The sequence below is a fragment of the Paeniglutamicibacter psychrophenolicus genome, assembly GCF_017876575.1.
Classification (GTDB): domain Bacteria; phylum Actinomycetota; class Actinomycetes; order Actinomycetales; family Micrococcaceae; genus Paeniglutamicibacter; species Paeniglutamicibacter psychrophenolicus.
This window is the reverse complement of sequence record NZ_JAGIOE010000001.1, coordinates 1,447,795-1,471,953: the sequence shown is the minus strand read 5'-3', so window position 1 is coordinate 1,471,953 and position 24,159 is coordinate 1,447,795. Positions and strand designations below refer to the sequence as shown.

Here is a 24,159-nt window from a genome sequence, read left to right as displayed (position 1 = left end):
TTCGTGAGCCACCATACATCGAACGGTAAGTGCGTTTTTCCTACGGAACCGAGCGGATGTTGCGCACCAGCAGGGCACCGAAGATGCCGATGACGGCCGCCACGATGAACAGGGCCGTGTACCCGCCGAGCATCTTCACCGAAACGAACGCGAGCGCCGGGGCGATGACCTGGGGCAGCGAGTTGGCCACATTGATCACGCCCATGTCCTTGCCCCGGGACTTGGCCGAGGGCAGCACCTGGGTCAGCAGCGCAAAGTCCACGGCCAGGTACGCGCCGAAACCGAGCCCCAGCACCGCCGCCCCGATGATGGCGCCGGTGAAGTTCTGCGACACGGCAATGATCAGCGCGGAGCAGGCGACGACGATCGAGGAGATGATCACGAAGATCTTCCGCTTCCCGCTCCTGTCGCTGATGGGTCCCAGGATCACGGCACTGATGATGACCATGACCGCGTAGATGCCGGTCAACACCAGCACCCCGCCGGCGGGGTCCGGGTGGTGGACCACGTCGGTGAGGAAGAAGAGCAGGTAGACGATGGTCATCTGGTTGCCGGTGTTCATCATGAACCGGGTCAGCCAGGCCCAGCCGAAGTCCCGGTGCGTCAGCGGGTTGATCCAAAAGCCCTTGGCGAAGTCCAGCAGGTTGAAGTCGGTGCGGAATTCGCGCGGCAGCTGCGGGTCGTTGGGGCGCAGCACGTAGGGGATGACAGAAACCACCAGGGCGACGGCGCAGATCATGTAGCCAACGGCGATGTTCCCCGAGATCACGAAGCCCACCACGGCCCCGAGCAGGATGCCGACGGTTTGCCCCATGGCCGCCAGTCCCCCGATGCCGCCGCGCCGGCGTTCGGGCACGCGGTCGGGGATGGTGGCGGTGACGGTGGAATAGGCGGCGTTGGCGGCGGCCTGCAGGCCGCACCAGCCCAGCAGCATCAGCCCGACGGTGGTCGCCCCGGAGAGCACCAGCAGCGCGGCCGCACCCAGGATGGCCCCGGCGAGGATCCACGGCGAGCGGCGGCCCATCTTGGAGACCGTGCGGTCCGACAACGCCCCGAAGAGCGGGTTGGCCACCAGGGCCACCGATGCGCCGCAGGCGGTGACCAGCGACAGGATCGCTTCCTTGGACCCGGCGTCGATGGCCGTGGCCTGCAACCCCAGCAACACGTTGATGGGGGCGAAGAAGACGATGTTGATGCCGATGTTGATCGCCACGACCGAGGCCACCCAGCTGCGGGTGACGTCCTTGGTCGGCGTGCGCAGGGCCTCGGGAAGCCCGGCCTCGCCGCCGCCGGCAAGGGCCGTGGGATCGTCGGGTGTGCGCGCCAACTAGATCACGCCCGAGAGCATGCCTGCTCCGGTTCCCACGAGCAGGGCCCCGATGAGCAGCCAGGTGATCACTTTGACGCGTTTGCGAATCGATTCCATAGTGCGTTTATCGTAGGCGAGTTTGGGTCCCGATGTCCCCTTGAAGAAGCCTGCATTGCTTGCGCCGCAGTTCCTTTCCGGTGACGGCGGATTAGGCTGGTCAAAAGTTCGCAAGGTTCCCTGCCCTTGTTGCCACTTGCTGGCGGCGGCGTGTGGAGGCAGGGTCTTCCACGGTGGACCCCGGGTACCGGCCCGCCCGGCGCCGCGGCAGGATGGCCTGGTTCCCGGGCCTCGGGCGCAGGAGCCTTCGTCCACACCCGTGTGTCATGTGGGCGCGAAATGTCGGTGGCCCGGAGCACACTGGAACCATGGACACAAAATCCAGCACACGGGGTGCCGGTGCACCGTCACCCGGCAGCAGTGATGCCCCGTGACGGTCTCCGGGGTGGGCGTGAACGTCCCGATGCCCCCGGGCCTGGCCCGCCTGTTCGCCCTCGCCGACGCCTCGGCCGCCGGGCTGATGGAACGGGGCTTCACCACCGCGGTGTTGGACCGGCTCGCGTCCGGGACCGATGCCGAGGGTCGGCGGCTGCCGGCCAGCGCCCACGTGGCCGGCACCCGCCTCGGCCTGGTGCCCGTGCACCGCAAGGGCGTGTATGTGCCCAGCCGGGTGGACCGGATGATCCAGGCGAATGTCGTCTCCGTCCTGCGGACCTTGGCCGCGCGGGACACCGCCCTGCACCGGCTGACCGAAACCGGTTGCCTGGCAGCGTCCCACCCGAAGGTCCGCGCCGGGGTTGCCAAAAACCTGGGCCGCCAGGTGGCCCGGCACCTCACAAACCATCCCGGCGCCGAGATCGGGTCCCTGCGCCTGCCGGTGCTCCAGGCCGCCCCTGCCCCCGGGTACCGGCTGGTCCTCGGCGCGGTGGACAAGCAATTCGCCACCCTGGAACCGGCCCCCTCGGGCACCGCGCCGGTGCTTACCGTGCGCCTGCCCACCCGGGCCAGACCCGCGGGCCGCGGGCACTGGGTGGCGGCCGAGATCGTCCTGCCCATCCCGAGGCACCTGCGGGGCCGACCGATCACCCGGTGGCACCTGCCCACCATCACCGCACACCCGGCCAAACCCGGCATCGCCCGCTTCCACGTCGCCTACACCGAACCGGACGCCCCGATGCGAGGGAACGGAACGCCGATCACCTCGGTGGTCGGGATCGACTGGTCACCCAGTGCCTTGGGCGTCATGTCCCGCGTCACCGCCGACCCCGCCGGGGAATTGTCCTCGGCGTTCGAGGGGCACAGGTAAGACGACCGCGGGCTGGGCACCAAGCTGGCCCGGCTCCAGGCCGAAGGCGAAATCCTGAGCGGCAAGATCGCGCGCACCGGTCAGCTGGCCGACGGGCTCGCGGAATCCTCACCCCTGCGCGCACGGCTGGAGGCAAAGATCGCCACCTGGAAGCAGCAGCGCAGCAGTCTCGGGGCCAAGCGCGCAAGGGTCAACCGGGAGCTGGCCTTCCACTTCGCCGGCTGGGCCACCGGCTACGCTCACCGGGTCGGTGCCACGACCATCGCCATCGAGGACCTCTCCACCCTGGGCGCCGGCGGCATCGGGCGGACCAACAACAACCGCGTCGCCCAATCCGCACGCCGCAAGGCCGTGGACGCCACCACGCACCTGGGCACCCGGGCCGGGCTGGAGGTCATCGAGGTCCCGGCCCGGGGCACCAGCGCCCGCTGCCCCGGCTGCGACGCGGAACTCACCCGTCCCGGCGGCTACCACCGTGCCCGGTGCCGGGCCTGCGGGCTGGAGGGGAACCGGGACCAGGTCGCCGCGGTGAACATCGCCAAGCGCGCCATCGCCGGCCAGGACACTCTCACAAGCGACAGGAAAACCGGGCGCAAGCGCATCAAAAAGGCCGTGCATGCCCGGGTGAAGCGCGTGCGGCCGGCCAAGAACGCCCCCACCCCCACAAGACCCCGCCACAAGCGGGTCAGGAACTCCGTGGCACCGGCGGGGGTGAAAACGGCCACAACCATTTTTCCTGCACCCCCAGCGTCGGTGTGGGACACGGAGAAGCCCCCGGGCACCCGTGCACCACGGCTCCCAGCCCCCGATGCCCCGGCATCGGGAAGTGACAGGGATCCGTATACGCTACTGGCATGAGCAAAAGCGGATCCGAGCCAATGTTGTGGGCCCCGCGCCACAGCGGCTGGAATCTGGCCCACCATCTGCTGCCGTCCTTTGTGTTGCTGGCCTTCCTGGCCGGCACCGGGGTCTACGCGCTGCTGCACGAGCGGCCGGTGCTTTCCACCGGGCTACTGGCCAGCGCCCTGGCCGTGCTGATGGGCGTCGTCGCTGCCTATCGCCGCCCCACCGCGGACCAGGCGGCCGGGACCGAGGCGGTCGGCACCAGCACGGGACCGCGGGCAGCCACGTGCTTCCCGATGTTCCGGACCTCGCCGCAGTGGGCAGCCGCGGTGATGGGCCTGGCGGTGGTGATCCTGGTGGCCACGGTGGCGCTAAGCGCACGGCTGTTGATCATCCACAGCTACGACCCGATGGTCCTGATCGTCTTGCTGACGATTTTCCTGCTCGGGATCGGCGTCTATGTCTTGAACCGCGGGATCCGCATGGCGCGCATTGCCGCCGCATCCCAGGATCCCGGGGTCTACCTCACCCGCAGCCGCATCGTGCTGCACTCCTCGCGCGGCACCCGGGAAATCTACTGGAACGACCTCGAGGGCATCGAGCCAACCGATCCGGCCCGCCACCGGCCTCTGGGCAAGCGCGGCCCGGCATGGATCGTGGTGCGTCCCCGGGCCGGGGACGCCGTCGGCGCCAAGCCCCTGGTGATCCTGGTCCACGAGCTCACCGCCAACCCGGACCAGCTGATGCGCACCCTGGAGCACTATTGGGCCAACCCGGCGGACCGGGCCGAGCTGGGGACCGCTGCTGCGCTGGAACGCGTGCGGGGGTTCGAGCCGCTGCCCTAGTTTCCGCCCGCGGCCGTTCCCGGATGCAGCAGCACCCTCCCGGCAAGGACCTGGACCTTGTGGGTGCGGGCATCGCGGACGGCCGGCAGGCACAGCACCTTGCCGTCGCGCAGGCAAAAGCGCGAGGAATGCAAAGGGCATTCGACCTCGTCGTCCTCGATCCAGCCCTCGGACAGGGACGCGACCTCGTGCGGGCATTCATCGTCCAGCGCGTAGTACACCCCGGAGTCGGCGCGAAAGAGCGCTATGTCTTCGGGGTACCCGCTGGTTTCCCCGGGGACCAGCAGGGCCGTGCCCGGTTCCAGCAGTTCCTCGCCGCCCAGGTCGACGACCGGCAAACCGGGGCTGTTTTCGGTGTCCATGCGATTCGCGCACCTCTCCGTCGGGAGGACAGGCCGGGAGAACCGGCCGCCACTGCCCCCAGTCTTGCCCTTCCGTGCCCGGGCGGGCAAGGTGCGCCACCCAGGCGCAAGGTTCAGCGGGCCAGTTTCTTCAGCGGGACCTCGGGGTCGGCGAGCGCTTCGGCCGGGACGACGATGCCGCGGTCGATGATGCGCCGGGCTGCCCGGATCATCAGCCCGCCGTCGATCGCCGCGGCCCCGAGCATCCGCCCGTCCGCGGCAACGTTGAAGGCGGCCACCGGTTCCCCCTCCTTCAGGCGCAGGATGGTGGTGCCCTCGGCGTTCATGTCCCCCACGCCCTCGACGTGGGTGCCGTGGCGGTCGGACCAGAACCACGAGGCGCCGTGCACCGGCGGTTCCTGGCCCAGGATCGCGGCGGCCGCGGTGGCCCCGGTGTTCATGGCGTGTTCCCAGTGTTCCCCGCGCCGTTGCAGCGTCCCGTCGGCGGACCTGGTGCGGGCCATGTCCCCCACGGCAAAGACACCCGGGTGGCTGGTGCGCTGGTGCTCGTCGACCAGCACCCCGTTCTCGGTCGCCAGGCCCGCGGCCCGGGCCAGTGCGGTGTTGGGGATGATGCCGATGCCCACGAGCACCTCGTCGCACTCGATGACCCGGCCGTCGGCCAGCTCGATCCGGTGGCCCGCCCCGGTCCGCTTGATGCCCGCGGGGGTCCCGTGGACCACCGTGATCCCGGCCCCGGCGTGCATGGCGTGCAGGCGGTGCGCCAGTTCCGGGCCAACGGCGGGCACCAGCGGGGTCTCGAGGGGGTCGATCAGCGTGACCTCGGCGCCCAGCGCGAGCGCCGAGGAGGCGACCTCGGCGCCGATGAGCCCGGCCCCGACGATGGCCAGCCGGATGCCCGGGGCGAGCTTGCCGCGCAACGTGTCTGCATCGGCGCGGCTGCGCAGCACCAGCACCGAGTCCAGGTCCCCGCCTGCCACCGGCAGCGGGCGCGCGGAGCCGCCGGTGGCCAGCACCAGGGTGTCGGCGTGCAGCTTCCTGCCGTCCCCAAGTTCCACGCCCAGCGGTTCGGTCGCCAGCGCGTGCACCGTGGCACGGACCAGGCCGACCCGGTGTTCGGCGAACCAGGAGGCCGGCGCCAGTTCGATGCCAGCGGCGTCCTTGTCCCCCAGCAGGTACGCCTTGCTCAGCGGCGGGCGGTCGTACGGGATCCCGGCGGGGTCGATGATGTCGATGGTGCCGGTGAAGCCGCGCGTCCGCAGGTTCTGCGCGACGGTGAACCCTGCCAGGCCGCCGCCAACGATCAGGATGGATTCAATGCTCATGGGGGGGTTGCCGATCCGTGGGATTGTCAGGGGGTGTGCGGCGGGCCGGCACACACCGGTGGCCGCCTGCCGCCCTCCCATCATCCCGCGTGGGCGGGCTCCGGCACAAAGTCGGGACGGCCGTCCGTGGCGTCCGGGGCAACCTGCAACGGTGCCTCGGCGAGCACCGGGGCCAGCTTCCGGCCCGCCGCGTGCAGGATCCGTTGTCGTTGCGCGGGGTCGGCGACGGCTCCGGCCGGCGGCCCGTCGACCCAGGCCCAGCCGTGGCGCCCGGCCAGCTCGCGCAAGTTCGTCCGGTTCCGCTGCTGCAGCGCGGCGGGGTCGGCCGGGAAGCTTCCCGGCACCAGGAAACCGCGGGCAAAGCCGCGCGCCGCGGCGGCTTCCAGGGTCAGCGCCGTGTGGTTCAACGTTCCCAGGTCCGGTCGGGTGGCCACGACCAACCGGGCATCCAGCCCGCGGGCAATATCCGCGATGGTGTCCCCCGCGAGGGTCAGTGACACCAGCAGGCCTCCGGCCCCCTCGATGAGCAGCACATCGTGCCACTTGGCCAGGGCCCGGGCACGGCGCAGGTGGTCGGCCAGGGTGGGCAGCGCCGCGGCTGCGGCAGCTCCCCCGGCGTGCAGTGCGGCATCCACCGGCGCCATCGGATCGGCCAGCCGCACGCCCTCGGACACGGTGAGCTGCGGCGGGTTCCCCAGCCAGTTCCCGATCGCGTGGATGTCACCTTCCTGCCCGGGTTCCACGCCGGTTTGGGTGGGCTTGTAGATGGCCACCGAATGCCCCGCATCCATGGCGCCGGCGGCCAGGGCCGCGGTGAGGACGGTCTTGCCGACGTCGGTGTCGGTTCCGGTGACGGCGATGATCATGCCGCCGCCCCCGCACCCGGGCGCGAGCTGAACACGGTGCGCGGGGACTGGAAGGAGAGCAGGTGCATCCATTCCGGTTCCCCGCCGGCCGGTTCGAGCCCCGGCAGCGCGCGGGCCGCGGTGTGCAGCACCACCTCGGTTTCCATCCGGGCCAGCGCGGCGCCCAGGCAGCGGTGGATCCCGAACCCGAAGGCCAGCGAATCATCGTCCCCCTCCATCAGCACTCCCCCGGAGAGCCTGAGTACCAGCTGCTCCCCGGCGGCAAAGCGCACCCCGTCCAGCTCGATGTCGGCCCGCACCACCCGGCGCCAGGTCGGCACCGAGGAGGCCCGTGCCAGCGACCGGGCCACCAGCTGTGCGGCAGCGGATTCCTGCGCGCAGGATTCCCAGCGGCCCTCGTGCAGCGCGGCGGCCAGCGTCGTGGAGATGAGCATCGCGGTGGTCTCCTGCCCGGCAATGGTCAGGAAGTAGCCCAGCGAGCGGATCCGGTCCAGGTCCACCCCGCCCTGGTGCAGCGCCGCATAGAGGTTTCCGTCGTCGCGGGCCACGGCCTGCGCGACCGAGGTGCGCAGCCACGCGTGGAATCCGGCGGCGCTGGCGGCAAGTTCCAGCTGGCGGGCGGCATCGGGCCAGCCCCAGAAGAGCTCCAGGGAATCAAGGCTCCAGGCCTTGAGGTCGGCGGCGGGCGGGACCGGGATCCCGGTGAGCCGGGCCATGACCTCGGGCGGGATGACCGCGGCCAGGTGCGCGGCCAGGTCGACGGCCTCCCCGGCACGGTAGCGTGCCTGGAGCCCCGCACATATTTCCCGCACCCGTTCCCTGATGGGCTCCGCCTGCGCGGCGACCCTGGCGGGGCTGAAGAAGCGTGCCACGATGCGGCGGACCGCCAGGTGCGCCGCCCCGCCTGCGCTGGCCAGCACCGGGGGCAGGAAGAAGCGCTCGGCGGCCAGGATGCGCAGGGCCGCCGGTTCCAGGTCGATGGCGGTGTCCAGGGCGTTGGCCGGGGTGAAGTCTTCGGGGCGCTGCAGGATCCGGCGCACCAGGGCGGGGTCCTCGATGCTGCGGTAGCGGTTGTTGACCACCTCGGGGTAGGCATCTGGCAGGGCCGTGGCCAGCGGCGCGGGCGTCGGGGCAATGGCCGTGGACCCGGCAAAGGGACAACTCATGATTCTTCCTCCAGGATGGTGGCGGCTATGGTGTGCAGCGCGGCGAGCAGTTCGCGCCGGTGGTGGTTGGCGTGGGCGGTGATCCGCAGCCGGGACACCCCGTCGGGCACGGAGGGTGGCCGGAAGCAGGCCACGGCGATGCCGCGGGCGCGCAGGGCCGCGGCGGTGCGCACCGCGGTGGCGGCGTCCGCCATGGTGATCGAGTGCACCGCGCCGGCACCCCGCTCGATGCGCCCGGACAGCTGCGGCACCGCGGCCAGGGTGTCGTGCACCAGTGCGGCGTTGCGCCCCAGCCGTCCCAGCAGCTGCGCGTCGGCCAGTTCCAGGGCGGCCAGTGCGGCCCCGGCCGCGGCCGGGGCCAGCGCGGTGTCGAAGAGGAAGGTGCGGGCGGTGTTCACCAGGTGCTCGCGCAGCAACCCCGCCGCTTCCCCGCCCAGCAGCACCACCCCGCCCTGGGCACCCAGGGCCTTGGAGAGCGTGGCGGTGGCGATGACGTGCCCTGCCCCGGCCAGCCCGGCGGCGCGCAGCGCCGAGCCGGTGTGCGTGGCGGCCAGCGAGTGGGCCTCGTCGATGAGAAGCAGCGCTCCGAACTCGGTGCACAGCGCAGCCGCGGCGGCCAGGTCGGCGGCGTCCCCCAGCACCGAATAGACGGATTCGAGCACCAGTGCCACGCGCGGGGCCGGTGCGGGCGAATCGCGGTTTGCCTCGAGCAGGGCCCTGGCGGCGTCGAGGTCGTTGTGGGCGGCGGTGGCCACCCTGGCCCCGGAGAGGCGGGCGCCGTCGATCAGGCAGGCATGGGCGTGGGCGTCCAGGATTAAGTGGCTGCCCGGTCCGCCCAAGGCCTGCAGGAGACCGATGTTCGCGGTGTACCCGCTGGAAAAGACCAGGGCCGCTGCCCTGCCGGTGTAGTCGCACAGCGCCTCCTCGAGCGCGGTGTGCACCGCCAGGGTGCCGGTGGCCACGCGGCTGGCGGCGGCACCGGCCCCGTGGCGGGACGCGGCCTCCCCGGCGGCGGCACGCACCGCCGGGTGCGCACCCAGGCCCAGGTAGTCGTTGGAGGCCAGGTCCACCAATTGCCCGCGGTTGCTCTCCACCCGGTGCAGCCCGCGGGCCGCGCGCACCCGCGCCCGTCCGCCCAGCCATCTCCCCCACGCCTCCGGAACCGCCGCGCATATTTCGGCGGCCGGGGCGATGCTAGGCGCCGTGGACATGTTCCACCGCCACGACAAGGGCCGCACCCAGTTCCCGGATCTCGTCCTTGCTGCTGATGTAGGGCGGCATGACATAGAGAAGATCGCGGAAGGGGCGAACCCAGGCCCCGTGGCGGACCGCGGCCGCGGTCACCTCGGCCACGCGCACCTGCTCGTGCAGCTGGATGACGCCGACCCCGCCCAGCACCCGCACGTCCTTCACGGAGGGCAGCACGGCGGCCGGGGCCAGGGCTTCGCGCAGCCCGGTTTCCAAGGAGGCGACCTGCCCGCGCCAGGGGGCGTCGGCGGCGCGCGGGTCGCCGGGTCCGGTGAGCAGTCCCAGCGAGGCGTTGGCCACGGCGCAGGCCAGCGGGTTGCCCATGAAGGTGGGTCCGTGCAGCAGCGCCGAGCCGCCCCCGGGAGCACCGGCCAGCGCGGCTGCGACCTTTGGTGTGCAGAGCATCGCGGCCAGGGTCATGTAGCCGCCGGTCAGCGCCTTGCCCACGCACATCACATCCGGGAGAACCCCGGCCCATTCGGAGGCGAAGAGCTTGCCGGTGCGCCCGAAGCCGGTGGCGATCTCGTCGAGCACCAGCAGCAGGCCGTGCTCGTCGGCGATCGATCGCAGCACTCGCAGCGCCGCCGGGGCGTAGACGTACATGCCCCCGGCGCCCTGCAGCACCGGTTCGGCAATGATCCCTGCCAGTTCCGCCGCGTGGGCAGCGGCCAGCGCCCGGGCATCGGTTTCCCAGGCGGCGAATGCGGCCGCATCGAATTCCCAGTACCCGGCCTCGGTGAGCCGGGCGGCCGGGGGCCGGGGCAGGAAGAGCTGTTCGGCCCCGGGTCGGGCGAAGGCCGCGTGCATGCCGTCGACCGGGTCGCAGACGCCCATCGCGGCGAAGGTGTCCCCGTGGTAGCCGCCGCGCAGCGCGGCGAAGCGCTGCCGGCCGGTGTGCCCGCGGGCGTGCTGGTACTGCAGCACCAGCTTGAGCGCGACCTCCACGGAGATCGACCCGGAGTCGGCCAGGAACACGTGGGACAGGTCGCCCGGGGCCATGGCCACGAGCCGCTCGGCAAGTTCCACGGCCGGGGCGTGGGTCAGCCCGCCGAACATCACGTGGCTGAACGAATCGATCTGTGCGTGGGCGGCGGCATCAAGCACCTGGTTGCGGTAGCCGTGCACCATCGACCACCAGGAGCCCATGCCGTCGATGACCTCGTGGGTCCCGCCGGCGGCGTCCTGCAGGGTGAGCCGCACGCCTTGGGCAGCGGTGACGGCGTAGCGTGCCCCGTCATCCAGGGAGGCGTAGGGGTGCCAGAGCAGCCCGGAGTCCCGGGCCAGCAAGTCCTGTCCCCGGCTCACCAGGCTGGTTGCGGCGTTCATGCGTTGGGGAATTCGCCGGTTCCTGCACCGCGGCGTCGCAGCACCGGTTCGGCGCCGTGCACCGGGCCGCAGCCCAGCGATGCACCGGCGCCGCAGCCGGAACCGCAGGCACTTCCGCAGCCCGGGGCCTCGGTGGTGGCCGGGGCTTCGTCGGCCCGGTGGCGCAGGCGCGCGGCGAGCTCGGCCGGGTCGGTGTCCTCCTGGCCCAGGATCACGTACCCGGCGTCCGAGATCATTTCCAGGTCGCGGCGCGCATCCTGGCCCTCACTGGTGAGGTAGTCGCCGAGGAACAGCGAGTTGGCCACGGCCAGCGCGGTGGATTGCAGGGTGCGCAGGTGCATTTCGCGCCCGCCGGCCATGCGCAGCTCGCTGGCGGGGGCGGCGAGACGGACCAGGGCGAGGATGCGCAGGCACGCCATCGGGGTCAGGTGCCAGGTCCCGGCCAGCGGGGTCCCGTCGAAGGGCATCAGGAAGTTCACCGGGATCGAGTCGGCTTCCAGCTCGCGCAGCGCGAAGACGGCCTCGACGAGCTGCTCGGGGGTCTCCCCCATGCCCACGATGAGCCCGGAGCACGGGGAGAGCCCGGCGTCCTTGGCCTGCCCGACGGTGTCCACGCGTTCGGCGAAGGTGTGGGTCGAGCAGATCTCCGGGTAGAGGGACTCGGCGGTGTTCAGGTTGTGGTTGTAGGCATCGGCGCCGGAGGCGGCGAGCCGTTCGGCCTGCCCGGCCTTGAGGATGCCGAGGCAGGCGCAGACCTCCACCTGCGGGTGCTCGTCCTTGATCTGGCCGATCATGGTGGCCACGCGGTCCACGTCGCGGTCGCTGGGTCCCTTGCCGGAGGCGACCATGCAGACGCGCGAGGCGCCGCCGGCGATGCCGAGCCCCGCCTGGTGCACGGCCTCGTCGGGCTTGAGCCAGGTGTACTTGAGGATCTCGGCCTTCGAGCCCAGGCGCTGGGAGCAGTAGGTGCAGTCCTCGGGGCAGAGCCCGGACTTGAGGTTCACCAGGTAGTTGACCTTCACGGTGTTCCCGAAGTGCTTGCGGCGCAGGGTCGAAGCCGCGGCGACCAGCCCGAGGGTGGCCGCGTCCGGGGTCTGCAGGACGGCAAGCGCTTCGTCGGTGGTGAGCAGGTGTCCGGCGTCGATGCGCGCGGCCAGGTCGGCGGCATCCAGGATCCCGGTGGCGGCAGCTGCGGCGGGCGCGGGGATGGTGTTGGTCGTGGTCATGGCGGGGGGCCTTCCGGTCGGGCGCTTCTGGGCGGTGCCAGGGGAGCCGGGCCATGCGTTGGCGGCCCGAACAACATATTGAACACCGTTCAATGATTCCCGCATCACATTACACATCCATTGAACACCGTTCAACGATGACGGCGTCACATCGCCTATCACCGCGATTGGCCGCCACCACGCCGCGTCGCACCGCCGGCGCCCGGCAACGACAAAGGGGCCCGTCCTGGTGGCGCCAGGAACAATCTCCTGCCACCATCCGGACGGGCCCCTTGGGCCACAGCTCCTAGACGGCCGGGGTGTCGGGGTAGAGCAGCAGCTCCCCGTCCTGGACCTCGATCTTGTGGGTGCGCGCGGCCACGGTGGCAGGCAGGCAAAGTGCCGTGCCGGACTTCAGGCAGAACTTCGCCGCGTGCACCGGGCACTCGACCTCCGTGCCTTCGATCCAGCCGTCGGCCAACGAGGCGGTTTCGTGGGTGCACTCGTCGTTGATGGCGTAGAAGTTGCCGTCCTCGGCGTGGAACACGGCGATGTCTTCCTTCGTGCCGTTCTCTTCCGAGGGGATCACGATGGCCTCGCCCTCGTCGATGCTGTCGACGGAACCGATGTTGATTGCCTCGCTCATGAGGATGCCTCCTGGGTGTCCCACCTCGTTCGCACTGGCGCGAGGAGAGTGGATAAAAGAAAAGGTGTGCCTCCATCATCCCGCGCCTTGGCCCCGTAACCCAACTGCCGCATGGTTCCGTGACCGCCACGGCAATCCTTCAACCAACTATCCGTTACGTGAATTGGGCTTCGGAAATCACCGTATAAACCTGCGATATCTTTTATGAATCCAGGCAATCTGTACCGGCTCAACGAAATCCGTTTTCGTGGATTCCGCACTATAAGCCGGTTTACTACTACCGTCAATATCACGATGTCGTAACTCCGTTTTGGGCCCGTGTTTACGGGCCAGAATCACTTTCCCCGTCCGGTATATTCAGCAAAACCGGCTGTTTTCATGGCCTTTTAGGACATGCTCCTGTTAGCGTGGGTGCTCTAAGTCTCATCCGTTGCGAGGGGCTCATTCAGCCGCCCGCAACGGCCCTGTGATCCAGAAAGCACAAATCGTGTTGCCGGATCTTCCGCGCGGCACGTGGATGGAACGACGCATGAATGCAGCACCAGGAGCGGCTTCTCCGGCCCTACGTGTCGCCAACGCCTTCAAGGTGTTTGGGCGCAGGCCGCAAGAAGCCGTGAAGGCCCTCAAGGAGGGCAAGACGCGCCAGGACGTCGCCGCGATGGGCACCGCCGCCGTCATCGATGCGTCGTTCGAGGTCAAACCCGGCGAAATCTTCGTCGTCATGGGCCTGTCCGGCTCCGGAAAATCAACGTTGATCCGGATGCTCAACGGCCTGTGGACGATGACCAGCGGTTCGGTCCACATCGGCGACACCGACATTTCCAAGATCTCCGGAAAGCGCCTGCGCGAGGTGCGGCAGAAGAGCGTTTCCATGGTCTTCCAGCACTTCGCGTTGCTGCCGCACCGCACCGTGCTGGAGAACGCCGCCTACGCCCTGGAGATCCAGGGCATGGACAAGAAGAAGCGCACCGAACTGGCCACCAAGATGCTCAAGACCGTGGGTCTGGAGGGTTGGGGCGAAAAGTATCCCTCGCAGCTCTCCGGCGGCATGCAGCAACGCGTCGGGCTGGCCCGCGCGTTGTGCGCGGAAACCGACATCCTGCTCATGGACGAGGCGTTTTCGGCACTCGACCCGTTGATCCGCCGCGATATGCAGGAGCAGCTTGCCTCCCTGCAGGCTGACCTGGGCAAGACCATCATCTTCATCACCCACGACCTGAACGAAGCGATGTTCCTCGGGGACCGCATTGCGGTGATGAAGGACGGGGAAATCGTGCAGATCGGCACCCCCGACGACATCCTGACCCACCCGGCCACCGAATACGTGGCCTCGTTCGTTCGCGACGTGGACCGCACCCGGGTGCTCACCGCCGGCAGCGTCATGCAGAACCCGCGGGCAGTGGTCAGCGTGAGCGGCGGCGCCCGTGCCGCACTGCTGACCATGCGCCAGCAGCAGACCTCAGGCGCCTTCGTCGTCGACCGGCACCGGAAGTTCCGCGGCATTGTCACCGACCGCGAGGTCATGGCGCTGGTTGACAGCGGGGAATCGGATCTCACCGGGATCCTGGCGCGCGAAGACGAAGCAGTCTCCGCCGAAACCGCACTCAACGACCTCTTCGGCCGGGCCGTGGAAAGCAGCACGCCGCTGCCCGTCGTCGATGACGAGGGACGCCTGGTCGGCGCTGTTGCCCGGGCCACCCTGCTGGCGGCCCTGGGCAACGTGCCCTCATCGACCAGTTCCATGGAGATCCTCACCCCGGGGCAGACCGCCGGAAGCAACGACGGCAGCCAACCACCAGGAATCTTCGCGACGGAACCGACCACTGAAAGCGGAGGGAACCTCTAATGGACGACTTGTTCCGGATTCCCGTTGGCAAATGGGCCGAGACAGCCCTGGATTGGGTGATCGATAACCTCGGCGCCTTCTTCGACGGCATCAAGGCCTTCTTTGCGCAGTTCTACAGCGCGCTTGACTGGGTTTTGACCACCCCGCCGTTCTGGGCGGTGATCGTCGTGCTTTCGGGCCTGGCCTTCTGGCTCAAGGGCTGGAAGCTCGGCGTGGGCAGTGTCGCCGGGTTCCTGCTGATCTACGGCATGAACCAGTGGACCAACGCCATGCATTCCCTGGCGCTGGTCCTTGTCGCTTCCGTGGTTGCCGTGGTCATATCCGTTCCGCTGGGCATCGCCGCCGCCAAGTCCCCGGCGGTATCGGGCACCGTGAAACCCGTGATGGACTTCCTGCAGACCATGCCGGCGTTCGTGTACCTGATTCCGGTGCTGCTGTTGCTGGGCATCGGGCCGGTCCCGGGCATCGTGGCGACCATCGTGTTCGCGCTGGCCCCCGGGGCACGCTTCACCGAGCTGGGCATCCGCTCCGTGGACAGCGAAGTCGTCGAGGCCGGGCAGGCCTTCGGTGCCTCGCCGATGCGCATCCTGCGCCAGATCCAGATCCCGCTGGCCATGCCCACCATCATGGCCGGCATCAACCAGATCATCATGCTCTCGCTGTCCATGGTCGTCATTGCCGGCATGGTCGGCGCCGGCGGCCTGGGCGGTGCCGTCTACCAGGCACTGACCGGGCTGAACACGCCGCTGGGCGTGGAATCCGGTCTCTCGGTCGTCATCCTGGCGATCTACCTTGACCGCGTCACTGCTTCCTTGAGCAGGAAGAAGACCCTCGTAGCAGCATAACCATTCACCAATCTGCGGCACCGGAATCGATGGGTACCGCCAAGAAAGGCAAGAACCATGAGGAAAAAACTCGTATCATTCCTGGCCGTGGCAGCCGCCTCGGCCCTGGCCCTGACCGCGTGCGGTTCCAGCACCCCTGAAGGTGCCGCGTCTCCTTCCGGGGGTGACACCGGAGACAAGAAGGAAGTGACCATCGGTGTCTTCGCGGGCTGGGACGAAGGCATCGCAGTGTCCAACCTGTGGGAGCGCATCCTTGAGAAGGAAGGCTACGATGTCACGCTGACCACCGCCGACGCGGCACCGGTCTTCACCGGCATCACCACCGGCGACTTCGACATGACCATGGACGTCTGGCTTCCGGAAACCCACGCCGAGTACCTGAAGAAGTACGGCGACAAGATGCAGGAACTGGGCACCTGGAACGAAAACGCCAAGCTCACCATCGCGGTGAACGAGGACGCTGACATCACCTCGCTGGACGAGCTCGCCGGCAAGGCAGACATGTTCGGCAACCGCATCGTGGGCATCGACCCGGGGGCGGGCCTGACCAAGGCCGTGAAGGAACGTGTCATCCCGGAGTACGGCCTGGAGAAGATGGACTTCGTGACCTCCTCGACCACCGCCATGCTGACCGAGCTGAAGAAGGCAACCACCGCCGGGGACAACATCCTGGTGACGCTGTGGCGCCCGCACTGGGCCTATGACGCGTTCCCGATCAAGGACCTCGAGGACCCCAAGGGCACACTGGGTGTCGCCGAGAAGATCAGCACCTACGGATCCCTCACCTTCAAGGAGGACTTCCCGACCTTGACCGGGTGGATGAAGGACTTCAAGATGGACGACGAGAAGCTCTTCTCCTTGGAAAACGCGCTGTTCAACGACACCGACACCCAGGACTACGGACCGCTCGTTGACAAGTGGATCTCCGAAAACCAGGAATGGGTGGACTCGCTGACCGCGAAGAAGTAACCGCGCAGCACCTGCTCCAGGGGCCCGGGCCGTCGACAGACACCGCTGAACACCGCGGTGTCCGTGGACGGCCCGGGCCTTTTGCTGCCTCCGACCAGTCCTTCCGCGGAGCCGCGGGTGCGCACTAGACTCGAGGCCATGACGGCTTACGGGCCCGCGGCCGGCCTCCGGATGGATCGCCGCACGGTGCTGGCCCTCGGCGGGGCCCTGTCCCTGGCGGCCCTGGCCGGATGTTCACCTCCGGTGAACCCCATCGCCACTGCCACGCCCGGCCCCGCGCCCACCGGCATCGGTCCCCGGAAAATACTCAAGGCCACCGGCCTTGACACCCCCTGGTCCATGGTCCGGGCCAAGGACGGGCGCATCCTGGTCTCCGAGCGCGACACCGCCCGGATACTGAGCCTCTCCCCCGACGGCAACCTCATGCCCCTGGTGCATCTGCCCCAGGTGGTCGCCGGCGGCGAAGCGGGGCTGCTGGGGCTCGAGATCATCGCCGCATCCGGCGAGGCTGAATGGCTCTACGCCTACCTGGGCACCGAAACCGACAACCGGGTGGTGCGCATGCAATTGCAGGGTTCGGGGGTCGGGCCGGTCGAGGACATCCTGCTCGGCATTCCGCGGGCCAACATCCACAACGGCGGGCGCATCAAGCAGGGTCCGGACGGCCTGCTCTACATCGGCACCGGGGATGCCACCGACCGGGAGGCGGCCCAGGACCCGTCCCGGCTCAATGGCAAGATCCTGCGCATCAATCCGGACGGAAGCATCCCGGAAGCCAATCCCTTTGCCGGTTCCCCGGTGTATTCCTACGGGCACCGCAATGTCCAGGGGCTCGGATGGGATTCGAGCGGCCGGCTCTGGGCCAGCGAGCTGGGCCCGGAAAAGAACGACGAAGTGAACCTGATCGAGCCCGGCAAGAACTACGGATGGCCGTTTGTCACCGGGGTGGCCCGCGATGCGCGTTTTGTCGACCCGATCCATGTGTGGCCCAGCACCGCCGACGCCTCACCGAGCGCGCTGGCCATTGCCGGGGACATTGCCTATGTGGCCTGCCTGCGCGGCGAGCGGCTGTGGGAGTTGCCGCTGCCGGCCGGGGAGCCGACCGCCGGCGGAACGCTTCCGGGAGCCCGCGAGCTGCTCTCCGGCCAGGAAGGCCGGCTGCGCGACGCGCTGTTGGTGGGCGATGAATTGTGGGTGGCCACCAACGAGGGTGCTGATTCGAGGATCATCGCCCTGGAACTTCCCGTCGCCTAGTTACAGGTGGGCAATGATGCCAAGGACCTTGCTCAGGACAAAGCCGGCAACCAGTGCCGCGGCGGTCCAATACAGGAAGCGCACCTGTGAACGGGGCTTTTCCAGCTGCCAGGATCCGGTATTGTCGTCCCGGTAGTACACCAGGGCCTGGCCCTCGGGCGCCCGGGGGCTGTCCAGCACCAGCAGCTCGCTGCGGACGGTGCCGTCGGAGGTGTGGAAAACCAGGCATTCCTGGCCCTCGAGCATCGCGATCTCGTAGTCGGCGGTCTTCCATTCCGCATCCCGGCGGCGTTCGGCCAACGCAAAGCCATAGAATCCGGCCGCGGCAATCAGCGCCACCCACCCAATGAGGTCGAGTGCCGGGCCCAGGCTGGTCAGCAGGTCTTGCACGTACCCATCTTATGGTCTGGAGCTTCCCGGCACAGTATCCCTTCACCGGCACAACCCGGCGACCCTACCTGCTGAAGGTCCCGAGAACCTCATTCAGCGCCTCGGTGGACGAAGGGTGCGTGAAGATCGAATCGCGCAACGCGGCAGAGGTGACTTTCTGGCGCATGGCCAGGGCAACCAGGTTGATGACTTCCTGCGAATCCACGTGCATCAGGGCAGCCCCAAGAACCAGGTCCGTGTTGGCATCGACCACGAACTTGATGATGCCGCGGGGATCGCCCACGATCTTGGGCCGCGGCATCGCGGCGATCTCGGCGACCTTCTTGACGGCGACCTTGATCTCCAGGCCCCGGGCCCGGGCCGCCTCCTCGCTGAGCCCGACGCGTGCCAGCGGCGGGGTGGTGAAGATGGTGGAGGGAACCGCAACACGGTCCGCGGTGGAACGGGTCCCGGTCCCCAGGATCGCGTCGGCGACAATCCTGTTGTCGTCCAGGGAAACGTAGGTGAACTGTGGCCCGCCGTTCACGTCGCCCAGCGCATACACGCCCTCGGCGGTGGTGCGAAGGTGCTCGTCGACCTTGATGGCCCCGGAAGAGGTGAGCTCGATCCCCGCGGCTGCCAGGTCCAGCCCGTCGGTGGCCGGGGTGCGGCCCAGGGCGATGAGCACTGCCTCGGCTTCGATCTCGCGTGTCTGGCCGTCTTGGATGTAGTGCACCCGGGCGCTGCCGGCGTCCTGTTCGATGCGCTGCACGCTGGCGCCGGTGCGGACCTCGACGCCTACATCTCCAAGCGCACCGAGGACCTCGGCGGCCACGTCTTCGTCTTCCTTCTTCAGCGCCCGGGGTCCGCGGTCCAGCACGGTGACCCTGGATCCGAAGTGCGCGAACATGGAGGCGAACTCCGTGCCGACATATCCGCCGCCGACCACCACCAGCGATGCGGGCAAGGGCGCATGCTGCAGCGTGGTGGAGTCGTGGATGCGCCCGCCGATGCGCACGCCGCCGAGGTCCGGGACCTGTGGCACGGCTCCGGTGTTGATGATGATGCGCTTGGCGCCCAGTTCCATGGTCTTTTCCCCGGCCTGGATCCTGAGGCGGCGCGGGCCGATGAAGGTGGCTCGCCCGGTGATGGCCATGACCGAGTCGAGGTCATCGAGCATGGAGAAGTTCTTGGCCCGCATGGCGGCGGTGAGCTTGTCCCGGCGTTGCACCGCGGTGTCAAAGTATCCGGGGTCGAACCCGTTACCGGTGCGGGTCTCCGCGTCGTGGATCAGGGCCTTGGTGGGAACGCAGCCGATGTTGATGCAGGTGCCGCCATACATCCGGGCCGAGGCCTCGACGATGGCCACGCGTTGCCCGGCGCGGGCCATGGTCCCGGCCAAGGTTTTTCCGCCCTTGCCCCAGCCAATGACAATCATATCAAGTTCGTGTTCCATCAAGCGGTCCTCGGATTCGGAATTCTCGTGTTGACTAGCCTCGAGTGTGCTCCGCCACGGTGCGGGCGGTCAAGGAACCCCTGGGTTGTCCCAAGGCAACTCGTTGAAACGCTGCACCCAACTCGTTGAAACGCTGCCCTCTATTCGGCCACCTTGAACACGCCCTGGGCACCGCGTTCGGCATCGACCATCACGTGGGAAACGAAGGGATAGTTTCCCGCCTCCGGGAACTGCAGTTCCACGAATCCGCCCTGCGCCACGCCGAGCGCAAGGGCCTGGCTTCCGCCGTCCCCACCCTCTCGGTCATCGAGCAGGTAGTTTCCCTCGAACCAGGTGGTGTCGAATTGCCCGCCGATCACGTGGAACGAGGAGGCCCGGTTGGGCCCGACATCCAGCAGCCAGATCCGCACGCGTTCCCCGACCCTGGCCGGAAGCGGCCGGTGCACGTATTGGTTCGCATAGCCGTTGAAGACCACCAGGTCCGGCTTCTCCGCGGCCAGCTTCCCGGTGTCGATCTCCGCGTCCTGGGCCCCCAAATAGAATTCGGACTGGGCCAGCACGTAGGAGCGGTCCACCTCGGGCAGTCCCTCGGGCTCGATCACCACGGTGCCGAACATGCCGTTGGCTATGTGGGCGCTCATGGGCATGGTCGAGCAGTGGTACATCCAGATCCCCGCCCGGGTGGCGGTGAACGTGTAGAGCAGCGATTCGCCGGGCTGGATGGTGCGCATCGGTTCGTCCGGGGCCAGCGCACCGGCATGGAAGTCGATGGAGTGGCCCATGGTTCCGTCGTTGACCAGCGTGATCTCGAACCTGTCGCCGACGCGGCCGTGCAGCAGCGGGCCCGGCGCGGTGCCGTTGAAGGTCCAGAGTTTTTGCCGCACTCCCGGGGAGACCTCGGCGATTGCTTCCTGCGCGGTGAACGTGGCCTGGTGGACCACGGGCTTGCCGTCCTTCGGCCGTGGCGGAAGGGCGGGCAGCGACGCGTCGTGCGCGGTGAAGGACGCATCGGGTTCTGCCATCAAGTCAAGCGGGGCGCCTGGGGCCGACGGGGCCTGGGACGCCGGCTGGTGCATGGACCCGTGGCCCGGGTCAGCCGCTCCGGGTTCTTCGCCGGGTGCCGCGGGCGTGCCGGCGACCTTGATCTCCAGCACCATGCCCATTTGCCTGTGGCCCACGATCGAGCACCAGGCCGAGACATCGGAGGTGATGACTCCGGCGTCCACGGTGGCGCTTTGGCCCGGGGCCAGTCGACCGCTGTTCGCCCCGGTCGCCAGCACCAGGTCGTGCGTTTCGGCCGCATCGGTGTTGGTCAGCTCGATGACCAGGTGCGTGCCGGCGGGAACCTCGATGCTGGCGGGGGTGAAGCCCATGTCGGCGGCCTGGACCTTCACTGTCATGGTTTGGGCAGTGGTTGCCGGTGCCGCTGTGCCGGCTTCGGGCGGGGCGGGCGGCGCGGCGATGCCGGAGGCCGCCGGGTCGATGGCCACTCCCACCGCGATGGCCAGCACCACGGCGATGAGCCCGGCCATGGCCTGGCCCGCACGCTGGCCCGCGGGGCGCTCCCCTTCCGGTTCCAGGCGCACCCGCGGGGCCGGGGTTCCGGCGGGCAGGCCCAGGGCCTTGAATCCTGCGGCCGCCTTGGCCTTGGCACCGCGGTGGGCCCGCAGGGCCATAAAGAGCAGCGGGAGGAAGCTTGCCATGGCCACCAGGTACAGCCCCGAGCACAGCACCCGCACCAGCGAGGGAACCGGCAGCGCACACACCAGCAGCGCGGCATTCGCGGTGGACACGCGCAGCACCGCCCCGCGGTCCAGCACCGTGGTCGCGGCCCTGACCGGGGCCGGACCGCCGCCCAGGACCACCGGCACCAGGTAGGACAGCGCACCGAGCAGCACCTGCGCGGCGAACCCGGCCACCAGGTACGGGGTGATGGAGGCGAACAGACGGCCGACCACCTGCCAGTCGCCGGTGCCCAGCAGGGAAACGACCAGGGCCACCAGGCACCCGATCCACCAGCTGACAGCGCCCAGCACCGAGAGCGTGGAGAAGGTCTTTGGTGGCTTGTTCCGAGCGACCTGGATGAAGGCCGAAGCCATCATCCCGAGGCCCGCAATGTAGCCGAGCAGGCCCGCCGCGGCCACCGGCAGGAGACCGAATCCGGCGCCGAGCGCCGCGGCCAGGGCCGAGGCAATGAGCACCGGCAGGGCCCGCCGGGAATTGACCGCGGCCTGGTCGGCGATCCTGGTGCGCAGCATGGTGGGCCAGAGCGTGACCAGGGTTCCCGCCACCGTCAGGCCCACCCAGCCCAGGACGTTGAGGAACGCGTGGGCCAGGGTGACCTGCTCATGGGTCGGCGAGCCGGTGCCATGGGCCAACACGGTGCCCAGCACCGCCCCGACGGGCAGGAAGGCGGCCGCGGCGATGTAGTACTTCACGGTCGCGCCGAAGCGGGAGGGCAGGGCGCGCCGCATGCGGGCGAACAGGTCCACCCCGTGCCAGATCACGGCCCCTGCCACCAGGGCGGCCCCGGTCGCGGTGAGCGGCCAGAGCATCGACAGCACCCCTGCGACCACCACGACGGTGCCGGCGTTGAGCATGAGAAGCCGCCAGTTCTGGGTGGCCCGGTCATGGGGCCGGGCCGGGGTGCGCAGCAGGGCGATGGCAAAGTACTGGGACCAGACCAGGATCGCGTGGGAGATCGCACCAAGCAGCAGCAGGTGGATCATGAGCCAGCGGGGCGCGGGGATCTGGCGGTGGACCAGCGTGGCAACCACCAGGAGAACCAGCCAGAAGGCCACCGGCAGATCGCGCATGGGCCAGAAGCCCCTGGCCGGGTTCTTGCTCATTCTTCCGGCTCCCGTAGCGATATCGTTAGGCCGGAACGCGGGGGTCGCGCTGCGGGGTTGGTGCCGGGCAGTGGTCTTGCGCCGTCCGGCGGGCCGATGCCCGGCGGCTTGGGCGCAAGCAAGGAAGTGCCGGGCCCGGGCCGGACCGCGGACTGCGGCACCGGTGCCGCAGGCTTCGGCCGGGGCTCGCCGAGCAGCACGGAGGCGACGGCCAGGACCAGGAAGAGCAACAGGGCCAGGACGTTGGCCACGCCACCGGCACGCCAGGCCCAGTCGTATCCCAGTCCGTTGCCGAGCCACAGCCGCATCAGCAACCCCGCCCAGAGCAGGATCGCCGGGGCCCACATCATCGGGCGGTAGGGCAAGGGGCGCCGCAGGATCGCGGGAAGGATGCTCGAGGAGTGTGCAATGACCATCGAGATGGTGAATCCCAGGAACACTGCGTGGATGACGGTGTCGTAGGCGGCCCGGGTGCCGGGGAATCCGAAGCACCAGGTGATTGCGGCAACCAGCAGCCATCCGTAGCCGGCGAGCATGCAGGTGGCCATGAACCGGGTGGCGCCGGTGGCACGGATGGTGCGGCGGGCAACGTCGTGGGCCGCCAGCCACAGCGCCAGCGCGGCAAGGGCCAGGCCGAACCCGATCGATCCCCACGACGGGTTCAACAGCGAGGCCACCACCGCGAAGGTGAGCAGCCAGGAGAGCTGGAGCGCCCGGGTTCCGGCCAGCGGGCCCATGGAGATGCGCGCCAGTTCGACGCGCTCGCCCGCGATGCTCAGCACCAGGAAGGCCACCAGCCAGGGCAGCAGCAGGGCCATGTCGACCCCGCCGAGCCACAGGATCGCAGCCCCCGTGCCCAGCGCGGCGCCCAGCAGCTGGATGAGCACGGCATGGTCGCGTTGGCGGCGCCAGAGCGGAAGGTAGACCCACACCAGGGCGGCCATCCCGGCGAGCAGGCCCAGCTTTCCGGCGTAGCGCGGCACCTCGGAAAGCAGCAGGAGGGATCCAACTCCCAGCAGCAGCGGGCTGAGGTAGCCGGCGCGCCGGCCCAGGGCCACCGCGCGTTCAAGGGCAACCAGGGTTCCCACGAACCCCAGGGCCAGCACCATCCCGTGGACCTCTCCCCAGTGGGCGGCGTTCAGCGGAGCGGGCAAATCCAGGAGAAGCAGGGCGGCGTTGAGCCCGGCCAGCAGGCTCGCGGCAGCGGGCAGCATGAACAGGGTACGTGCCGGGATCGGCCGGGGCTTGGCTTGGATGGATTTCCGGGCGACTCTCATCCGGAGTGGTTTTCGCTGGCTGCGGTGCGCAGCTGCAGGGCGCACTGGCCGGGGGCCGAAAACGGCAGAAGGGTGCTGGAGGAACCGTCGAGTCCCATCTCGGCGAAGGCCCCCTGGATGATCCCCAGGTGGACGCCGCAGACGATGTCCGGATGCTTGCTGGCCGCTTCAATGAGCGGGCAGCGGGTCAGCACCACGTGTTCGTTGGAGGCGTCGGGTTCGGGGGCGAACCCGACCGCTTCGAGCATGTCGACCACGTGGGAGCGGGCTGCCTCCGCGGGGCGCTGTCCATGGTGCTCACCTTGTTGCTTGAGCGTCAATTCCCTGCCCCAGGCCTTCCCCGCATCCACCGCATCCTGGACCGGATGCGCACTGGTTTCATGCAGCACGGTGGCCAGCGCGGAGGCCAGGGAGGCATATGGGGAATGCTCGATGGGTTTCTTGGCTTCCCAGAGCCATGCGGGGCGGCCACGGCCTTTCGAGGCGGCGCGCTCGCGGCTCAGGTAGCCGTCGCGCAACAGGTCCTCGAGGTGCGCCCGGACGGTGTTTTCATGCAGTCCGCAAATGTGTGTGACGGCAGCGAGCGTGGCGGGGGCCGACTGCGCTTCCAGCAGCTCAAGAATCCGCATGCGTGTGGGCGAGAGCGGGCGCCCGAAAGAGGTGCGCCGGGTGGGGGCCGGGGAACGATCCGAGGGACCGGTCACGGGGTGGCCAAGGCGGCAAATGACATGCGGCGGCGACTACGATTATTTTCCACGTAGTTGACTGTACTAAAATGATTCGAAGGTTG

21 protein-coding genes are annotated in these 24,159 nt (G+C 69.1%); 7 read left to right on the top strand and 14 right to left on the bottom strand.

Annotated elements, in window-relative coordinates:
- Positions 1-40 precede the first annotated feature (40 nt).
- Positions 41-1,327, bottom strand: a complete 1,287-nt coding sequence (locus JOF46_RS06500) for an MFS transporter (protein WP_209906576.1) — start codon at positions 1,325-1,327, stop codon at positions 41-43.
- A 469-nt stretch (positions 1,328-1,796) separates the two neighbouring features.
- On the opposite strand from JOF46_RS06500, the gene JOF46_RS06495 reads away from it, so the two are divergent.
- From JOF46_RS06495 to JOF46_RS06485, 3 genes are all read left to right on the top strand, one after another.
- A complete protein-coding gene (locus JOF46_RS06495) occupies positions 1,797-2,672 on the top strand; it encodes a hypothetical protein (RefSeq protein ID WP_209906575.1) in 876 nt (291 codons plus the stop codon).
- A gap of 351 nt (positions 2,673-3,023) precedes the next feature.
- Entirely contained in the window at positions 3,024-3,530 is a 507-nt protein-coding gene (locus JOF46_RS06490; protein ID WP_209906574.1) for a zinc ribbon domain-containing protein, read from the top strand.
- The gene (locus tag JOF46_RS06485; RefSeq protein WP_209906573.1) at positions 3,527-4,360 is read left to right on the top strand and encodes a hypothetical protein; all 834 of its coding nucleotides are present in this window, start codon (positions 3,527-3,529) and stop codon (positions 4,358-4,360) included. Before JOF46_RS06490 ends, JOF46_RS06485 begins: the two co-directional genes overlap by 4 nt.
- Here the strand turns inward: JOF46_RS06485 and JOF46_RS06480 are convergent.
- From JOF46_RS06480 to JOF46_RS06445, 8 genes are all read right to left on the bottom strand, one after another.
- Entirely contained in the window at positions 4,357-4,722 is a 366-nt protein-coding gene (locus tag JOF46_RS06480; RefSeq protein ID WP_209906572.1) for a non-heme iron oxygenase ferredoxin subunit, read from the bottom strand. The genes JOF46_RS06485 and JOF46_RS06480 overlap by 4 nt on opposite strands.
- A gap of 113 nt (positions 4,723-4,835) precedes the next feature.
- A complete protein-coding gene (locus JOF46_RS06475; protein WP_209906571.1) occupies positions 4,836-6,047 on the bottom strand; it encodes an NAD(P)/FAD-dependent oxidoreductase in 1,212 nt (403 codons plus the stop codon).
- An 80-nt stretch (positions 6,048-6,127) separates the two neighbouring features.
- The gene (gene bioD / locus JOF46_RS06470) at positions 6,128-6,913 is read right to left on the bottom strand and encodes a dethiobiotin synthase (protein ID WP_209906570.1); all 786 of its coding nucleotides are present in this window, start codon (positions 6,911-6,913) and stop codon (positions 6,128-6,130) included.
- The gene (locus tag JOF46_RS06465; RefSeq protein WP_209906569.1) at positions 6,910-8,079 is read right to left on the bottom strand and encodes a cytochrome P450; all 1,170 of its coding nucleotides are present in this window, start codon (positions 8,077-8,079) and stop codon (positions 6,910-6,912) included. The genes bioD and JOF46_RS06465 overlap by 4 nt, the downstream gene beginning before the upstream one ends.
- Entirely contained in the window at positions 8,076-9,290 is a 1,215-nt protein-coding gene (locus tag JOF46_RS06460; protein ID WP_209906568.1) for an aminotransferase class I/II-fold pyridoxal phosphate-dependent enzyme, read from the bottom strand. Before JOF46_RS06460 ends, JOF46_RS06465 begins: the two co-directional genes overlap by 4 nt.
- Positions 9,274-10,653, bottom strand: a complete 1,380-nt coding sequence (bioA, locus tag JOF46_RS06455; RefSeq protein ID WP_209906567.1) for an adenosylmethionine--8-amino-7-oxononanoate transaminase — start codon at positions 10,651-10,653, stop codon at positions 9,274-9,276. Before bioA ends, JOF46_RS06460 begins: the two co-directional genes overlap by 17 nt.
- Positions 10,650-11,879: a biotin synthase BioB gene (bioB, locus tag JOF46_RS06450; protein ID WP_209906566.1), complete on the bottom strand. Its 1,230-nt coding sequence runs from the start codon at positions 11,877-11,879 to the stop codon at positions 10,650-10,652. Before bioB ends, bioA begins: the two co-directional genes overlap by 4 nt.
- A gap of 286 nt (positions 11,880-12,165) precedes the next feature.
- The gene (locus JOF46_RS06445; protein ID WP_209906565.1) at positions 12,166-12,504 is read right to left on the bottom strand and encodes a bifunctional 3-phenylpropionate/cinnamic acid dioxygenase ferredoxin subunit; all 339 of its coding nucleotides are present in this window, start codon (positions 12,502-12,504) and stop codon (positions 12,166-12,168) included.
- Between the two features lie 529 nt (positions 12,505-13,033).
- Here JOF46_RS06445 and JOF46_RS06440 point away from each other — a divergent pair.
- The 4 genes from JOF46_RS06440 to JOF46_RS06425 all read left to right on the top strand — a co-directional run bounded on the left by JOF46_RS06440 (position 13,034) and on the right by JOF46_RS06425 (position 17,418).
- Complete coding sequence (locus JOF46_RS06440) at positions 13,034-14,350, top strand: quaternary amine ABC transporter ATP-binding protein (protein WP_209906564.1); 1,317 nt, start codon at positions 13,034-13,036, stop codon at positions 14,348-14,350.
- Positions 14,350-15,195 (top strand): ABC transporter permease, encoded by an 846-nt coding sequence (locus JOF46_RS06435; protein ID WP_209906563.1) that lies wholly within the window; start codon positions 14,350-14,352, stop codon positions 15,193-15,195. The genes JOF46_RS06440 and JOF46_RS06435 overlap by 1 nt, the downstream gene beginning before the upstream one ends.
- A gap of 57 nt (positions 15,196-15,252) precedes the next feature.
- Complete coding sequence (locus JOF46_RS06430) at positions 15,253-16,164, top strand: glycine betaine ABC transporter substrate-binding protein (RefSeq protein ID WP_209906562.1); 912 nt, start codon at positions 15,253-15,255, stop codon at positions 16,162-16,164.
- Between the two features lie 138 nt (positions 16,165-16,302).
- Complete coding sequence (locus JOF46_RS06425) at positions 16,303-17,418, top strand: PQQ-dependent sugar dehydrogenase (RefSeq protein ID WP_209906561.1); 1,116 nt, start codon at positions 16,303-16,305, stop codon at positions 17,416-17,418.
- Here JOF46_RS06425 and JOF46_RS06420 read toward each other — a convergent pair whose 3' ends face one another.
- The 5 genes from JOF46_RS06420 to JOF46_RS06400 form a co-directional block, all read right to left on the bottom strand.
- Positions 17,419-17,808: a hypothetical protein gene (locus JOF46_RS06420; RefSeq protein ID WP_209906560.1), complete on the bottom strand. Its 390-nt coding sequence runs from the start codon at positions 17,806-17,808 to the stop codon at positions 17,419-17,421.
- A gap of 64 nt (positions 17,809-17,872) precedes the next feature.
- Positions 17,873-19,243, bottom strand: coding sequence for an FAD-dependent oxidoreductase (locus tag JOF46_RS06415; RefSeq protein WP_209906559.1), 1,371 nt, complete (start codon positions 19,241-19,243; stop codon positions 17,873-17,875).
- Between the two features lie 140 nt (positions 19,244-19,383).
- Positions 19,384-22,092, bottom strand: a complete 2,709-nt coding sequence (locus JOF46_RS06410) for a multicopper oxidase domain-containing protein (RefSeq protein ID WP_245348031.1) — start codon at positions 22,090-22,092, stop codon at positions 19,384-19,386.
- Positions 22,089-23,369, bottom strand: coding sequence for a hypothetical protein (locus JOF46_RS06405; protein ID WP_209906558.1), 1,281 nt, complete (start codon positions 23,367-23,369; stop codon positions 22,089-22,091). The genes JOF46_RS06410 and JOF46_RS06405 overlap by 4 nt, the downstream gene beginning before the upstream one ends.
- A complete protein-coding gene (locus JOF46_RS06400; RefSeq protein WP_425355036.1) occupies positions 23,366-24,073 on the bottom strand; it encodes a helix-turn-helix transcriptional regulator in 708 nt (235 codons plus the stop codon). Before JOF46_RS06400 ends, JOF46_RS06405 begins: the two co-directional genes overlap by 4 nt.
- Positions 24,074-24,159 lie beyond the last annotated feature (86 nt).

What these genes read in the sequence shown, in the direction of transcription:
- JOF46_RS06475 (WP_209906571.1), bottom strand. Translation starts at nt 6,047, where the DNA reads ATGAGCATTGAATCCATCCTGATCGTTGGCGGCGGCCTGGCAGGGTTC.
- bioB (WP_209906566.1), bottom strand. Translation starts at nt 11,879, where the DNA reads ATGACCACGACCAACACCATCCCCGCGCCCGCCGCAGCTGCCGCCACC.
- JOF46_RS06440 (WP_209906564.1), top strand. Translation starts at nt 13,034, where the DNA reads ATGAATGCAGCACCAGGAGCGGCTTCTCCGGCCCTACGTGTCGCCAAC.
- JOF46_RS06485 (WP_209906573.1), top strand. Translation starts at nt 3,527, where the DNA reads ATGAGCAAAAGCGGATCCGAGCCAATGTTGTGGGCCCCGCGCCACAGC.
- JOF46_RS06405 (WP_209906558.1), bottom strand. Translation starts at nt 23,369, where the DNA reads ATGAGAGTCGCCCGGAAATCCATCCAAGCCAAGCCCCGGCCGATCCCG.
- JOF46_RS06425 (WP_209906561.1), top strand. Translation starts at nt 16,303, where the DNA reads ATGACGGCTTACGGGCCCGCGGCCGGCCTCCGGATGGATCGCCGCACG.
- JOF46_RS06465 (WP_209906569.1), bottom strand. Translation starts at nt 8,079, where the DNA reads ATGAGTTGTCCCTTTGCCGGGTCCACGGCCATTGCCCCGACGCCCGCG.
- JOF46_RS06445 (WP_209906565.1), bottom strand. Translation starts at nt 12,504, where the DNA reads ATGAGCGAGGCAATCAACATCGGTTCCGTCGACAGCATCGACGAGGGC.
- JOF46_RS06460 (WP_209906568.1), bottom strand. Translation starts at nt 9,290, where the DNA reads ATGTCCACGGCGCCTAGCATCGCCCCGGCCGCCGAAATATGCGCGGCG.
- JOF46_RS06435 (WP_209906563.1), top strand. Translation starts at nt 14,350, where the DNA reads ATGGACGACTTGTTCCGGATTCCCGTTGGCAAATGGGCCGAGACAGCC.
- bioA (WP_209906567.1), bottom strand. Translation starts at nt 10,653, where the DNA reads ATGAACGCCGCAACCAGCCTGGTGAGCCGGGGACAGGACTTGCTGGCC.
- JOF46_RS06410 (WP_245348031.1), bottom strand. Translation starts at nt 22,092, where the DNA reads ATGAGCAAGAACCCGGCCAGGGGCTTCTGGCCCATGCGCGATCTGCCG.
- bioD (WP_209906570.1), bottom strand. Translation starts at nt 6,913, where the DNA reads ATGATCATCGCCGTCACCGGAACCGACACCGACGTCGGCAAGACCGTC.
- JOF46_RS06430 (WP_209906562.1), top strand. Translation starts at nt 15,253, where the DNA reads ATGAGGAAAAAACTCGTATCATTCCTGGCCGTGGCAGCCGCCTCGGCC.
- JOF46_RS06480 (WP_209906572.1), bottom strand. Translation starts at nt 4,722, where the DNA reads ATGGACACCGAAAACAGCCCCGGTTTGCCGGTCGTCGACCTGGGCGGC.
- JOF46_RS06415 (WP_209906559.1), bottom strand. Translation starts at nt 19,243, where the DNA reads ATGGAACACGAACTTGATATGATTGTCATTGGCTGGGGCAAGGGCGGA.